Origin of the sequence: Galbibacter marinus (assembly GCF_000300875.1) — a bacterium.
Classification (GTDB): domain Bacteria; phylum Bacteroidota; class Bacteroidia; order Flavobacteriales; family Flavobacteriaceae; genus Galbibacter; species Galbibacter marinus.
In genome coordinates this window covers 64,295-79,819 of sequence record NZ_AMSG01000002.1, presented here as the reverse complement: position 1 = coordinate 79,819, position 15,525 = coordinate 64,295, and the positions used below count along the sequence as shown (strand labels likewise).

Genomic DNA, 15,525 nt, shown 5'->3' with positions numbered 1-15,525 from the left:
CCTAAAATGGCATTATCCTTTAATTACAAATATCCATCGGTCGATGATTTAAGAGACAAAGCAAAGAAACGAATACCTAATTTTGCTTTTGAATACCTCGATGGTGGCTGTAATGAGGATGTCAATATTATCAGAAACACCTCCGAGATAAGAGACGTACAATTGGAACCTCGATACTTAAACAATTACCAGGATTCCAGCTTGAAGACTACCCTTTTTGGCCGTCAATACGATGCTCCTTTTGGCATTGCTCCAGTAGGATTGCAAGGCCTGATGTGGCCTAATTCTCCAGAAATTCTTGCCAAAGCTGCTTTAAAGCACAACATCCCTTTTATTTTAAGTACCGTAAGCACAAGTAGTATTGAGAGAATCAGTGAACTTACTCAAGGCAATGCGTGGTTTCAACTCTACAATCCTGTAGAGGATTCTATAAGAAAAGATATTATTAATAGAGCAGACGCTGCTCAATGTCCAGTACTGGTATTACTTTGTGATGTACCCACCTTTGGTTATCGACCCAAAGACTTTAGGAATGGATTAGCCCTGCCTCCGAAAATGAGTATGAGTAATATTTTACAAATACTCCAAAGACCAAGATGGGCATATGAAACTCTAAAACACGGCCAACCTAATTTTGAAAACCTCAAGCCTTATATGCCAGAAGGACTAAACTTAACTCAGTTAGGGAAGTTCATGGATCAAACCTTTAGTGGAAGACTTAATGAAGAGCGAATTGCTCCAATTAGAGAACAATGGAAAGGTAAATTAGTGCTCAAAGGGGTTAGTTCTGAGGCAGACACTCTTGAGGCCATTCGATTAGGATTTGATGGAATCATTGTTTCTAATCATGGAGGACGGCAATTAGACCCCGGAGAATCTACCATAAAACCACTAACCAATATTGCATCAAAGTACGGCGATCAAATCGAAGTTATGATGGATAGCGGAATTCGCTCAGGCCCTGATATAGCAAGAAGTTTAGCCAGTGGTGCTAAGTTCACTTTTATGGGTAGATCATTTATGTATGGCGCGGCCGCCCTTGGAGAAAAAGGTGGTGATCATACCATTTCCATGTTAAAAGTTCAATTAAAACAAGTTTTGGATCAATTATGCTGTAAAAAGGTAAGCAATCTTCCTAAACATTTAATATAAAATACGAATTAACCAATGACAACACCACATACCGCAATTGAGAATATGAAGCAAATCGAATCAGGAGAATACGAAAGACAACGTGTTCCTGATTCCAAGTTAAAAGGTTGGAAAAGCTTTTTAGGCATGTATGCTGGCGAGCACGCCGCTGGAACTGAATTTGTCATAGGACCACTCTTTTTAACCACTGGAGTTTCTGCATTTGACCTTATTGTTGGCCTCTTACTAGGAAACCTGATGGCGGTTTTGAGCTGGCGATTTTTAACCGCAGAAATCGGAACAAAGTTCCGATACACCCTCTATTTTCATTTGGAGAAAATCTGTGGTAAAAAATTAGTGACTTATTATAATGTAGCCAATGGAGTATTGTTTTGCTTTTTAGCTGGAGCAATGATCACAGTTTCTGCTACAGCTGTGGGGATTCCCTTTAATATGGAAATGCCACAGCTCACCGACACCCTTCCCAATGGGATGACGTGGATTATTATAGTTCTAGTGTTAGGAGTACTTATTTCAGTTATCGCAGCAAAGGGGTATTCAACAGTGGCAAAGGCTGCGAATTGGATGTCTCCATTTATAGTTTTAGCCTTTATCGCAAGTGGAATTGTTGCACTTTATCAATTAGAGATCAGCAGTTTTTCAGAATTTTGGAATCTTTGGGGAGAAGGGAGCGATCCATTTCCTGGGCAAATAAAATACACCTTTTGGCATGTGTTCCTATGGTCTTGGTTTGCCAATGCTGCCATGCATATTGGAATGTCTGACTTAACTGTATTTAGGTTTGCAAAGTCACCAAAGCTAGGCTGGACTACAGCTGGTGGTATATATCTTGGTCATTATATAGCTTGGATTGCTGCGGCACTTTTGTATGCTGTGTATTTAAAATCACCAGAGGCACAAGGGTTTTTATCAAATGGTCTAGCACCAACTGTTGCACCTGGTCCCTTGGCCTATAACGCCTTGGGTGTCTTTGGAATCCTCGCAGTTATACTCGCCGGTTGGTCCACTGCAAATCCAACAATTTACAGAGCAGGATTGGCTTTTCAAGCTGTGTTGCCTAAACTATCCACCTTCTGGGTGACCATATTAGCGGGAAGTGTTGCTACCATTGCCGGTTTATTCCCAGCATTTGCAATGAAACTATTAGATTTTGTTGCCCTTTATGGATTTATTTTAGCACCCATAGGAGCCATTATTGTGTTTGATTATTTCTTTTCTAAAAAGGCAGGAATCCAAGCCTTTTATGCCGAAAAATATAACACAAACTTCAACCCAGCTGTATTATGGGCATGGCTTATAAGTTTCGGTGTCTTTTATTTTATTTCCGTTCAATTCGATATCTTTTTATCATTTGTAACACTACCCACGTGGCTCTTTTGTGGGGTATTATTCCTGCTATTTAGCAAGTATTACCAAAACAAAAAGTAACTACTTTAAACTAATTTTTAACTGCCCCTGTTCAAGGGGCAGTTTTTCTAGGTGCAAGTACAGGATGCATCTTTGCTAAATATTTTAAATATTCACCGCACATAAGTAATACCATAGCAAAACCAACCCTTTACACCCATGTTCAGATGAGACTCTACAAACACCTTCTTACAATGCTCTGCCTAGGATTTATGTGTGTTTCTATCGCACAAAATAATGGTTTTTGGCATGACAGCATACGATCAGTTCATTACCTTCCCAAAGATGATGGTTTTGAGCTAGTTAAAGGTCAACGAAGATTCAATAGAGCACTTTATGGGACAAACACTGGATTTAGAGTCGAGGCTGGTGATTTACCAGAATTTGCTATGTATATGCCAGGTATGGGTGGAAATTTTAAACTGGGAATTGCTAGTGAAAATGGTCAGAGTAAATGGATCACTGCAGCTGATAAGATTCATACCTTCTACCGCTCAGGTGTGATGAGCTATACTATTAAAGATCCAATACTAAAGGGAGGAGAGCTTAAACTTAACCTTGTCGCCTTAGCAGAATCTGAAGGATTTATACTTAAACTAGAAGCGCAAAATATTCCTACTAAGGTATCACTATTATGGGTCTATGGAGGTGCGAGTGGAAAAAAATTCTGGCGAAGTGGTGATATTGGAGCAGATCCAGAATCTGTGTTCTATTTGCATCCTGAATACTGTCTGGACAATAATTACCAAATAAATAAGGCTACCTTTAAAGTTAGCTATGGTTCCCAGAATAACAAACAAAAAACTGGAAACAACAGGAGCATATATGGAGTCTTTCCTAAGTCAAAAGCTAAAATTGCCTCTGCAAGCAATCAAGAAAACCCATTAGTGGTTTACAGCTCAGAAAAGGACAATTACCCCCTTATCACTGGGGTGTTAGACACCATAAAAAAAGTACAATACTGGAAATTTGAAAATAGTGAAAAGTTTCCAAATCAAAGTCAGAAGCTCCTACAAAATGAATTTATTTTAGCACTACAAGCAGCTGAAGATAAAGGCTCTGTAGTAAAAGTCACCACACCTGATCCGTTTATCAATACTCTCGGAGGAGCCCTTTCAACCGCAGCAGACGCTATTTGGGAATATCCTGCATTTTTGCACGGATCTATTGCATGGCGTATGCATTTAAATGCATGGAGAGGAGCCTCAGTGGCTGATCCATTGGGTTGGAAAGACCGTGCTCAGGCTCATTTTTACAGTTATGCTAACTCCCAAGTGTTGCATCCAGCAACTGGACCGGTAGTACCTGATACCACTAGAAATTTTGCAAGACAAAAGGAAGAGATAGGGACCTCCATGTTCAGTAGTGGATACATCAGTAGGCACCCCAACAAAAACACCGTTGCCCATCATTACGATATGAATTCCGTGTTTTTTAACCAAGTACTTCGACATTACCTATGGTCTGCAGATAGTGATTTTATGGAAAAGATGTGGCCCTATCTTAAGCGGCACCTAGCTTGGGAGAAAAGAAATTTTGATACCGATAACAATTACCTATACGATGCCTATGCCTGTATATGGGCAAGTGATGCCCTACAATACAGTGGAGGTTCAGTTAGCTATTCGAGCGCCTATAACCTTAATGCCAACAAATTAGCCTATGCCATTGGTAAAAAACTAAATAAACCACCTCAAGAAATTGCACCATATAAGCTAGAGGCTAAAAAAATTCAAAAGGCAATGAATGATCAATTATGGATTCCAAACAAGGGTATATTCGCTGAATATAAAGACATTCTAGGAAACCAATTATTACATGATCAGCCAGGAGTATGGTCTATTTATCATCCCATTGATGAAGGCGCCGCAAATCCATTTCAAGCCTATCAGATGTTACGCTATGTTGACACTCAAATCCCTCATATTCCTGTAAAAGCAATAGGATTACCTTTAGAAGATTTAGCTTTAATTTCCACTACCAACTGGCAACCCTATACCTGGTCAGTTAACAATGTAGCACTAGCTGAAGTTTTACATACTTCCCTGGCATACTGGCAAGGTAATCGACCCGAAGATGCTTTTAAACTCTGGCAAAGCGCCATCGTAGAAAGCATGTATCTTGGAGCTTCTCCAGGAGGTTTTCAACAACTTTCTTTCTACGACGCCATGCGTGGAGAACTTTACCGTGACTTTGCTGATCCGATCGCCATGGCAGCTCGCAGTTTAGCTGAAGGCCTATTTGGTATCCAACCCGATGCACTATCAGATACCCTGAACATTAAACCTGGCTTTCCTTCACAGTGGAAACATGCAGCAATTACACTACCTGATCTAAGCTACAATTACAAATTCCAGGATAATACCAGTGAGTACACCATTACCCCTACTATGGAAAATCCCATGGCGCTTAAATTGACCATACAGGCTAAAAAACAACAGGTAGAATACATTAAAATAAACCAAAAAATTACTACAAATTGGCATATTGATACCGCTGCTCTAGTTACTCCAAAATTGATTATCAAGGCACCGCAAAAGCCTGAGTATACCATTGAAATTAAATGGAAAGGAGAAGAAATCAAAAAACTTCAATACCAGAATAATCTCACCATAGGGGAACACTTCGAGCTATCAAATAATCAATTGAGATTTATCGACATATACGACCCTCAAAGCGTATTTAAATCAACACAACTTAAGGAGCATCACCTCCAAGGAGACCCTCAAAGTGACCCAGGATATAAGACATTCTTTATAAAACTCCAGCAAGGGGACTTTAAGTGGTGGGAGCCCGTTGATATTCAAATCAACCCAATTATAGCAATAACAAAAACAACCTCATCACCTAAGGGATCACAAATTTATTTCCAAAGCGACCAACAGGCTCTTAACCAACATGAGTATATGTTAAATTACCAAAGCCTTAGTACCAACAACACATCCTTAGAAGAAGGTAACTTATACTTGAAAGCTGAGCAGCTGGTTCCTGGAACTAATAGAATAGCAATCAAAGGAACATCAATACCGTATTTTACGGTGCAAAATTGGGATATTCAAGCTAAGGCTAATGAAGAATTTGTAACCGTTGATCTTAGCCCGTATTACAATCAAAAGGTAAGTGATATATTTAAACAACAATACAGTTCTCCAAGAGTGGACTCCCCTACACTGCAGCTCCCATTACAAGGAATCGGGAATTGGTGCTACCCAAATATACTGCCTGAAATCCAAGATAAGGGGCTTAAGAATCTTGCAGCTAAAACCAAGGGGAATATTTATTATCATAACATACCATTTGCCATTGCGGCTAAGGGAAGAAATGATATTGCCTTTACTTCCATGTGGGATAATTATCCAGAGTCTATAAAAATTCCACTCAAGGGAAAGGCTAGACATTTATACCTATTGATGGCTGGCACTACAAATCCAATGCAATCTCAATTAACAAATGGGCAGGTCATCATTCACTATAAAGACGGAAGCACCTCAGAGTTGCTACTTAAAAATCCAGAGAACTGGTGGCCCATTGAACAGGATTATTACACTGACGATTATGCCTTTAAAATTTCGGCTCCCACTCCTTTGAGACTTCATTTGAAAACGGGCGAATTCCATCGCCAATTTAATAATTACAGCAGTATAAAAGGTTTTACAGATTATGCCATAGACGGTGGTGCGGCCACGGTTTTGGACTTAAGTATTGATCCAAATAAAGAATTAGACCACTTAGAATTAACCACCATAGCAAACGAAGTGATTATAGGTCTTATGAGTCTCACTTTACTAAAATAAAAATTCATGAAAACAAACTCTTTATTCACCACCAAAATAACCCTTATCCTTTTAATGGTAAGCTCCTTTATCTATGCTCAAAAGATTGATCGAAAAGCATTGGTGGATCGACACCAAGTAAAGGTCACCTCAGTGGATACCTTAGCTTCACTTAGTATTGGTAATGGTCAGTTTGCCTTTACCGTAGATGCCACAGGTCTTCAAAGTTTTCCAGAGCATTACCAAGGTGGAATCGCTCTGGGAACACAATCCTCATGGGGGTGGGATCGCTTTAAAAACCCAAATAATTACACCTTTAATTTAACTAATAAAGAGTACGATCAGTATGGAAGGAAAGTGCCTTATTCTGTACAAATTAAAACTCCAGAGCGTCAAAAAAATGCAGTGAATTGGTTTCGGGAGAACCCACATCGGTTGCAACTCGGAAATCTTGGTTTTGAGATTACCAAAGAAAATGGTCAACTTGCAAGACCAGAAGATATACAAGAAATTGACCAACATTTGGATTTATGGACTGGAATAATCCATAGCAAGTTCAAAGTAGAAGGATCCTTAGTCAAAGTACAAACCATTGCCCATCAAAACCAGGATGTGGTTTCTTTTAAAGTTACATCAGATTTAATTTCAAAAAATAGGCTTCAAATTCGATTTCGCATCCCTTACCCAACTGGAGAGTGGAAAGACACCGGTGTACGCTGGGAAGGGGACTTTAATTATAAGTCAACTTTGAAGAAAGATGGAAAAAACAAGGCGCTTGTAACCCATCAAATGGATTCACTTACTTACCACGTTGATTTTAAGTGGGATGATCCGAGAACTAAAATATCGAAAAAACAGGCCCATTATTACAGTATAACACCTGAGAACACTAGTTTTTCTATGAGCATTGGTTTTAGCACTAAAACTACTAAGAAGAATCTTCCTAGTTTTAGCCAAACTCTTCAAAGCAGTACTGAAAATTGGAAGGCTTTTTGGGAAAGCGGCGCGGCGGTCGATTTTTCAAAATGCAGTGATCCTAGAGCTTTTGAACTTGAACGTCGGGTGGTATTATCCCAATACTTAACTAAAATACAATGTACCTCCAATGAGCCTCCACAGGAAACAGGGCTTACGTACAACAGCTGGTATGGAAAGCCTCACCTAGAAATGCATTGGTGGCATGGGGTACATTTCAGTTTATGGGATCGTAGCGATTTACTTAAAAAATCCATGCAGTGGTATGAAAAAGCAAAACACAAAGCTTTTACCCTGGCAAAAAGACAAGGATTTAGCGGACTTCGCTGGCAAAAAATGACAGATCCATTTGGTAATGAAAGTCCTTCTTCGGTTGGTTCTTTCCTAATTTGGCAACAGCCACATTATATTACTTATGCAGAGTTGTTATACCAAGAAAATCCTTCAAAGGCCACTCTAGACCAATATAAGGATAAGGTATTTGCAACGGCAGAATTTATGGCCTCCTTTGCACATTACAATAAAGCTTTAGATCGTTATGAACTCGGGCCAGGTGTCATTCCAGCACAGGAACGGTTCAAAGCTATTGAAACTTATAACCCTACCTATGAATTAAACTACTGGCATTGGGGATTACAAACAGCTATAAAATGGAAGAAAAGACTTGGAGAAACACCACCAGCAAAATGGATTGAGGTAATTGACAAACTTTCTCAGCTTCCTGTTTTACAAGAGGTTTATTTGGCCACCGAGAGTGCACAAGACTCCTATACCAATGCGGAGTTCAAAACTGATCACCCATCAGTACTCGGTACCCTTGGAATGCTACCGCTAACGCAAAAGGTCGATCTGCAGATTATGAGAAACACCTTTGATCTGGTATGGGAAAAGTGGAGCTGGGAAGAGACATGGGGTTGGGATTTCCCAATGACAGCCATGACAGCTACCAGATTACATCTACCAGAGAAAGCTATTCAAGCACTTCTAATGGATGTTCAAACCAACACGTATCTAGTAAATGGTCATAATTATCAAGATCAGCGACTAACACTCTATCTACCTGGCAATGGAGGATTGTTAACTGCTATAGCGCTTATGTGCGCTGGCTGGGAAGGCAATACCATAGAAAACCCAGGATTCCCTAAGGACGGTGGTTGGGATGTTCAATGGGAAGGCTTTCGTGAAATGTTTTAGGTAACTCCAATTATATTACCATTTCTGTAGCATCCCAGAACCTATGTAGAATGACGGCCAAGGCGGTTGATTATATCCAGAATTCTGCCATACCACAGCCATCCGGTATTGAAGATCCTGCATTAGAGTAGGAATGCGAAAAGAAGTTATTTCAGGGTTTGTAAAAATACGAAGTGCGTTATTATCCTTGGTCCGAAAAATAACTTCCTCTCTCCAGTCACCAAACAAATCTGCCTGAAGACACGGGGTCGCTTTGGTCCCATTATTGGAGCTACATTGATCTGCAGTAAAAATTGTTCCAATCCCATATTTTGTAATTTGATTACCATCAAGTAGTTCTCTTTGCAAATCACCATCCCACCAAATGGCAAAATTTATAGAGGGAATCTCACTGAAAACCTCCTCTCCACTGATATTATACACCCCCATATTACCTTGTGCCCAGAACTCAGCACCGATACGACTTGGATCTATATCAGCAGCTAATGCACGTCCTACATCAATGTTATTCTTATGTTGCCATATAATCTCTCCTGTTTTTGCCTTTCGAAAAGTAATCCCGTCACGTTTATTTTCATGTGGAGCAAAGACCTCGAGTCCAGGGATGTTGGGATCAAAATCAGAAACATGTAAGGCATCACCATGTCCTAGTCCCGTTGTGTATAAGCCTTGTCCATTATCATCAATGGTCATGGAACCATAGACAATTTCTTGTTTGGAATCCTGATCTACATCAGCAATACTCAGACTGTGATTACCTTGCCCTGCATATGCCTCATTCCCTGGAGTGTCGGAATCGAACACCCAGCGTTGTTTTAACTCACCATTTACCAGATCCCATGCAGCAATTACGCTTCTAGTATAATAACCCCTACACATTATTAAACTTGGATGTTTCCCATCTAAATAAGCTGCCGCAGCTAAAAATCGATCAGACCTATTGGCATAATTGTCACCCCAAGATCCTACATCACCCCTTCGTGGAACATATTTTACCGAAGACACTAACCCGCCTGTTTGTCCATCAAAAACACTTAAATATTCAGGACCTTCAAGGATTCTACCCGATTCATTTCGATAATCTGCACTTGATTCACCCAAGATATTCCCCAAACCATCGATGGTGCCATCAGCAGTTTTGCATGCCACTTCAGCTTTTCCATCACCATCCAAATCATAAACAACAAACTGAGTATAATGCGCGCCAGATCGAATATTAACCCCCAAATCAATACGCCATTTTCGAACTCCTGAAAAACTATAGGCATCTAAGAAAACATTTCCTGTATGTCCATTATGAGAATTGTCTTTAGAATTTGAGGGCACCCACTTCAAAACAATTTCATACTCCCCGTCCCCATCTAAATCTCCTACACTGCAATCATTGGCACTATAGGTATAACTCACACCATCAGGAGTTGTTCCCCCTTGTGGCCTATCAATTGGAATTTCCAAAAAATTCTGCTCCCAAACCTTTGCTTTTGCAATTGTTTTAGGAATTTTAGTCATGATACTATCCTGAGCGATTTCCAAACTATATACGCCATTTACAGCTATGTCATCAGTATAATTGGTAGAGTTTACAATAGGAGAATCATTAAGTAATAACCCATCTCTATATAAATTAAACCCAATACCTTTAGGGTCATCTATTAATAGTCTCCAACCTATATACACTTGGGAATCACTCGTACGAATAGCCACAAGTGCTCTATTTAGATTTTCTTTCTGAGCCTGTGAACTTGCCACAGACAATCCTATAATTAAGAATAAGTAGATTAACAGACTACGTTTTTTCATTACATTTTTTTTAATTAACAGTTAGGCCAATAGTATTTTAAACATTAATAATAGAATGTTCCTATGATATATACATCCCCTTCTATCCCCGAGCTCAATAAAATATTCAGGGGATTTATTACTACTACTCCAAGCGAATATTTTTTTGCCTTTGAAACCCCCTCAAAACCATGATTATTCTTAAAAGAAAGGAAGTGAAACTTATTTAATTGTGAAATAATTCAGAAAAAAATTTCAAACCTTATAATTGATGACTATATTAGTTCGCTTCTTATAAAGAATCAAACTATAAACAATTATTTCAATGAAACTAAACATTAAATTATGGCATCAAACCTTGGTAATTCTCCTAGGTGCTGCCATGTTTTTTTCCTGTAAAAACAACCAAGAAAAAAAAGAAACAGTTCCAGCTGATGAGCCTGTTGCTGCGGCAGCCGAAAAGTCTGAAGAGTGGATCTATCTATTTGACGGAACCACCACTGAGGGGTGGAGAGGGTACAATATGGACTCACTTCCTCCAGGATGGATTGTTAAAGACAGTACACTTACCTTCGACACAGAACTCGGTTTGGAACAAGATTACACTGGAGGAAAGGATATTATATATGCCAAGGAAGAATTCGATAATTTCGAACTGTACTTGGAGTGGAAAATTCCTGCTGGTGGAAACAGTGGTGTATTCTATCACGTGAAAGAAGGATACGATGGACCTCCTGTGGTGTCGCCAGAATATCAGTTAATCGATGATGAAAATTATGAAAACATCCACGATTTGACAGAGTACAACCTGTCACTTGGTTATACTGAAAATCCAGAACAATTAAAACCATTACAATCTACCGCTGCAGATTACGCCATGCACCCACCAAAGGCAGACAAAATTTTAAATCCTGCAGGAGAGTGGAATACAACAAAGATTGTCTTTACTCCAGAGCGAGTTGAACATTGGCTCAATGGGGAAATGGTACTTTCATTTGTTCCTTGGGATGAGGCTTGGATTGAAAAGAAAAATTCAGACAAATGGAAGAACAGCCCTGATTACGGAAAGTATAAAACAGGATTTATTGGGCTTCAAGATCATTCGAGTCCAATATGGTTTAAAAATATAAAAATTAAAAAATTATAATCAAATTTCTCTCATCATGAACAAAAGAGAATTTCTCAAAAAATCAAGTTTAGGTACTTTAGGGCTAATGTTAGTCCCAGCACTAGCAGAGGCAGCTCTAAAGGGTAAAACTATCAGGACAGCACATATCGGATTAGGCGTTATGGGTAAGGAAGATTTAAAAGCAATCGCCTCCCATAAATCTGTAGAAGTGGTGGCGCTTTGCGATGTGGATTCCAATTTACTAGCCCAAGCCAAAGCATTATATCCCAATGCAAAAACATATTCAGATTACCGAACCATGCTATCAGAGATGGAAAAACAAATAGATGCCGTGGTGGTATCCACTCCAGATCACACCCACGCACCAGCCTCTATGTTAGCAATGGAATTAGATAAGGCAGTCTATTGTCAAAAACCATTAACTCATTATGTCTCTGAATCCAGAGCGATGAATAAATTGGCCGCGGACAAAAAACTGGTGACCCAAATGGGAATTCAAGTACATTCGTTTTACGATTATAAACTTGCCACGCTGCTAATTCAGTCAGGAATCATAGGAAAGGTACATACTGTCAGAGCCTGGTCTCCTAAGAACTGGGGATATGACGGTAATGCTCCAGAGGGACAAGATCCTGTACCAGCAAATTTAGACTGGAACCTTTGGCTAGGAACCTCTAAAGATAGACCTTATAAAGAAGGCGTTTATCATCCAGGTAACTGGCGAAAACTAGTCGATTATGGATGTGGAACGCTTGGAGATATGGGTGTCCATATTTTCGACACACCCTACAATGCACTTCAACTAGATGTACCGCGAACTATCACCACGCAATGCAGGCCATCAAATGGTTTTAGTTTCCCAGAGAACAATACAGTGACCTATGATTTTCCTGGAACAAAATATACTACTGATTCTTTAAAATGGGTTTGGTATGACGGGCCAGGAGCTCCTGAAGACCATCAGGACCTTGTGCTACCGCTAGTGGAAACAACTCCAGAGCAAACAGCGGTTAAACAAGATAGTGCACAAAGTGTAGAAGACAAAACATCCTTGGATGTCGTAGAGGCTGAAAATGGCACACTTCCAGAACAAGGTGCTATGTTTATAGGAGAAAAAGGAAGGTTATTACTTCCACACTTTATGCAATTACCACAAAAGATTGTCGATGGTGAGTATGTTGATATCTCTAAAGAGATTAAAAAAATTAGCAGAAAGCACAACTTAGGAGCTCCCATTAGAAACTACAACTCCGAAGGGCCTAAACACTACCATCAATTTATAGATGCTTGCCTTGGAAAAGATGAGTGTACAGCACCTTTCTCCTATTCAGCTCGACTGACAGAGACCATTCTTTTGGGAACCATCGCTGGAAGATTCCCTGGAGAAACCCTTAATTGGGATGCAGAAAATGCTCGATTCAAAGAAGACAAAGCCAATAAATATTTATCTGGTGAGTACAGAGATTTTTAATGGATTTTAGCTTTTTTAAAAATAACTCAAAGATGATTTAGATTTTCATCTTTTTAACTGAATTGGACCAACATGTATTAATTTATGTGTTGGTCTTTTTTTTCCTTCATTTCTACCATACAAAACACTTATCCAAAAAGCATCGCAGAGCGTCACACCACTACACCGATAGCCTATGGACAAATCTTGGACAAAAACAGCAAGGTTTTTTGACAGAAATGGCAAGGGTTTGTCAAGAATCAAATAAACATTCTCCCTTTAATTTGCCCATAAGAAAATGATTCGAGAGATGTCAAGCTAACATCATCGATGCGCAAATTCATTTTTTAAAAATTCTCAGCGCGATTCTTTAGAGTTATTGGGAAGTGGCTCAAAATAATCGCAGAGGATTTTTTCTTCCCACAGAGAAATTAGCGGTGAACCCACGGCCATGAAATATTCTTTCATTCTCGCCACCGGGAATCCATTTGTCCAATTTTTAATAAAGAAAAAAATGAAAAAATTCGTTTTAGGAGTCCTACTCCTGTCTATAACTCTCGGGATCTATTCTTGTAGTAATGATGCTGTATCTGACACAGAATCCTTATATCAACATCAAGCCAACGATGATCTAGGTAGCAATGGTGGAGATCCAGATGATCCCGAAGGAGATTAATAGAAATTAATTCATAAATTTGAGGAATGCGAAATACCCTATTCACATTCCTCTTTTTACTTTTAGTGATGAGCCTACAGATCTCCTGTGAGAAAGAAATTAAACAAGTAGAAGCACCGGTCTCCACCAGCTATGTTGATTCTCTATACCGGCAGGCAGAACAACTCAAGGATGCCTCCAAAATTGATGCGGCTATTCATACTAACTATAGAGCCATTCGGCTTATTAAAAATCGCACCGATTCAACTTATAGTAAAATCCTAAGACAAAGGATTATACTTTTTGGAAGGAAAAGACCCTTAGATAGTGCTCTTGATTATTCCAATAAGCTGCTTTCGGTTTATCAAAAATCAAAAGACACCTTTGGTATAGCAGATGCGATGTATTTAAAAGGTTTTTATTTTAATAAGAGCAATCAGAAAGACTCTGCCTTATTTAATGCCTATCAGAGTGTCGAATTATATAAACAATTAAAAGACAGCTCCAAAGTTTACAGCCGCTCAAGATTACTTACTTTAATTCTACAAACAATCGGTAATTATGAAGAAGCCGAATTAACCGCTATTGAAAGTCTTAATTATTTAAAAGATAAACCAGAAAATGCAGAAGAATTCTCTGGTATCTATAACGACATTGGTAATTTCTCCAAAACAAGAGGAAATTTCAATGAAGCTTTGTACTGGTATAATAAGGCCTTAGAATTAACTGATATTAAGCAGTACCAAAACAACGTTAAAAACAATATTGCTTTGGTACAAATGGAGCTCAACAATTTTAATATAGCTTTTGATATATTTACCGAGCTTAGGGAAGATTCCATATATAACTTTTCTAATGACCTTCGATATAAATCCCGAATCCTCAGCAATTGGGCATTTGCTAAAAGTAAGCTCAATCACCCTGATGCCGAGTCTTATCTATTGGAAGCTCTAGAGATGCGCAAACAAAAAAACATTGCCTATAGACTCAATGGGAGTTATATTCGTCTGGCCGAGCATTATGCGGATCGATCAGATCCTAAGGCAAGCAATATGGCTAAGCTTGCATATGAAACTGCTAAAACTTATAACAATCCCGATGATCAGCTAGATGCCCTTTCTGTTTTAATAGAAACGGCAGAAAAGCCCAGAGAATATGCCATTTTATACAGAGATCTTAGTGATAGTATTTATAGCGTTAGAGAGCGAAGTAAAAATCATTATGCCAAAATTAAATACGACGTCGAACGTAACAGACAAGAAAATAAAAACCTCAAAGCAAACGCTATTATACAGGAGCTTCAAGTATCAAAGATAAAGTCGCGTATTATTATTTTACTTTTAATTTTCATGATCACCATAGGTGGTTTTTATCTACTGTATAGATACCAAAAAAGAAGACACCTACAGGAAAAAGAGATTGCTACCTATCAGGCAGAACTCTATATCTCAAAAAAGGTTCACGATGAAATAGCAAATGATGTGTTTAATCTTTTGACTCGCACACAAAATGACGACTTTGATCCAGAGTTTAAACCTTTTCTTCTAAGTGCCATAGATAAGCTTTATCGAAAAACCCGAAACATTGCTAGGGATTTCAGTGATATTCCAGTGGGAATAGAGTTTGAGGATACCCTGAAAGATCTCCTTACCAATTATAGTAATAAAGATACCCAAATAATCAATAAAGGTGTTCAAGGAATTCAGTGGGAAACAATCAGTGAAAATAAACAAAGAGCATTGTATCGCACCCTTCAAGAATTACTCATCAACATGAAAAAACACAGCCAAGCAAGTTTAATAATGATCAATTTTAAAATGGAAGGTTCTCGACTGGTTGTCAGTTATTCTGATAATGGAATTGGAGCCTCGAAGGAGAATCTGGCCAATGGTCATGGCATTAAAAACATGGAACAGCGTCTAAAGACCGTTAGGGGTAAAATTATTTATGAAGATCATTTGGACAGACCGGGAACTAAAGCAACAATCACTATACCTTCTTGATATAATGA

The 15,525-nt window shown here is 38.8% G+C and carries 9 protein-coding genes; 8 read left to right on the top strand and 1 reads right to left on the bottom strand.

Features of this window, described 5'->3' with window-relative positions; all coding sequences use genetic code 11:
- Window positions 1–6 precede the first annotated feature (6 nt).
- The 4 genes from I215_RS02130 (at window position 7) to I215_RS02115 (ending at window position 8,501) form a co-directional block, all read left to right on the top strand.
- Window positions 7–1,152, top strand: a complete 1,146-nt coding sequence (locus I215_RS02130) for an alpha-hydroxy acid oxidase (RefSeq protein ID WP_008990300.1) — start codon at window positions 7–9, stop codon at window positions 1,150–1,152.
- A 15-nt stretch (window positions 1,153–1,167) separates the two neighbouring features.
- Window positions 1,168–2,580 carry a purine-cytosine permease family protein gene (locus I215_RS02125; protein WP_008990299.1) on the top strand — a complete coding sequence of 471 codons (1,413 nt, stop codon included), beginning with the start codon at window positions 1,168–1,170 and terminating at the stop codon, window positions 2,578–2,580.
- A 146-nt stretch (window positions 2,581–2,726) separates the two neighbouring features.
- Entirely contained in the window at window positions 2,727–6,353 is a 3,627-nt protein-coding gene (locus tag I215_RS02120) for a DUF4450 domain-containing protein (protein ID WP_040459728.1), read from the top strand.
- A gap of 6 nt (window positions 6,354–6,359) precedes the next feature.
- On the top strand, window positions 6,360–8,501 hold the full coding sequence (locus I215_RS02115; RefSeq protein WP_008990297.1) for a hypothetical protein: 2,142 nt from the start codon (window positions 6,360–6,362) through the stop codon (window positions 8,499–8,501).
- A gap of 15 nt (window positions 8,502–8,516) precedes the next feature.
- Here the strand turns inward: I215_RS02115 and I215_RS02110 are convergent, their stop codons facing one another.
- A complete protein-coding gene (locus tag I215_RS02110; protein ID WP_008990296.1) occupies window positions 8,517–10,301 on the bottom strand; it encodes a rhamnogalacturonan lyase in 1,785 nt (594 codons plus the stop codon).
- A 304-nt stretch (window positions 10,302–10,605) separates the two neighbouring features.
- On the opposite strand from I215_RS02110, the gene I215_RS02105 reads away from it, so the two are divergent.
- From I215_RS02105 to I215_RS02090, 4 genes are all read left to right on the top strand, one after another.
- Window positions 10,606–11,427, top strand: coding sequence for a 3-keto-disaccharide hydrolase (locus I215_RS02105; protein ID WP_008990295.1), 822 nt, complete (start codon window positions 10,606–10,608; stop codon window positions 11,425–11,427).
- A gap of 16 nt (window positions 11,428–11,443) precedes the next feature.
- Window positions 11,444–12,880: a Gfo/Idh/MocA family protein gene (locus I215_RS02100; RefSeq protein WP_008990294.1), complete on the top strand. Its 1,437-nt coding sequence runs from the start codon at window positions 11,444–11,446 to the stop codon at window positions 12,878–12,880.
- Window positions 12,881–13,373: 493 nt separating this feature from the next.
- Window positions 13,374–13,535: a hypothetical protein gene (locus I215_RS02095; protein ID WP_156800177.1), complete on the top strand. Its 162-nt coding sequence runs from the start codon at window positions 13,374–13,376 to the stop codon at window positions 13,533–13,535.
- Window positions 13,536–13,561: 26 nt separating this feature from the next.
- Window positions 13,562–15,517, top strand: coding sequence for a tetratricopeptide repeat-containing sensor histidine kinase (locus I215_RS02090; protein WP_040459726.1), 1,956 nt, complete (start codon window positions 13,562–13,564; stop codon window positions 15,515–15,517).
- Window positions 15,518–15,525 lie beyond the last annotated feature (8 nt).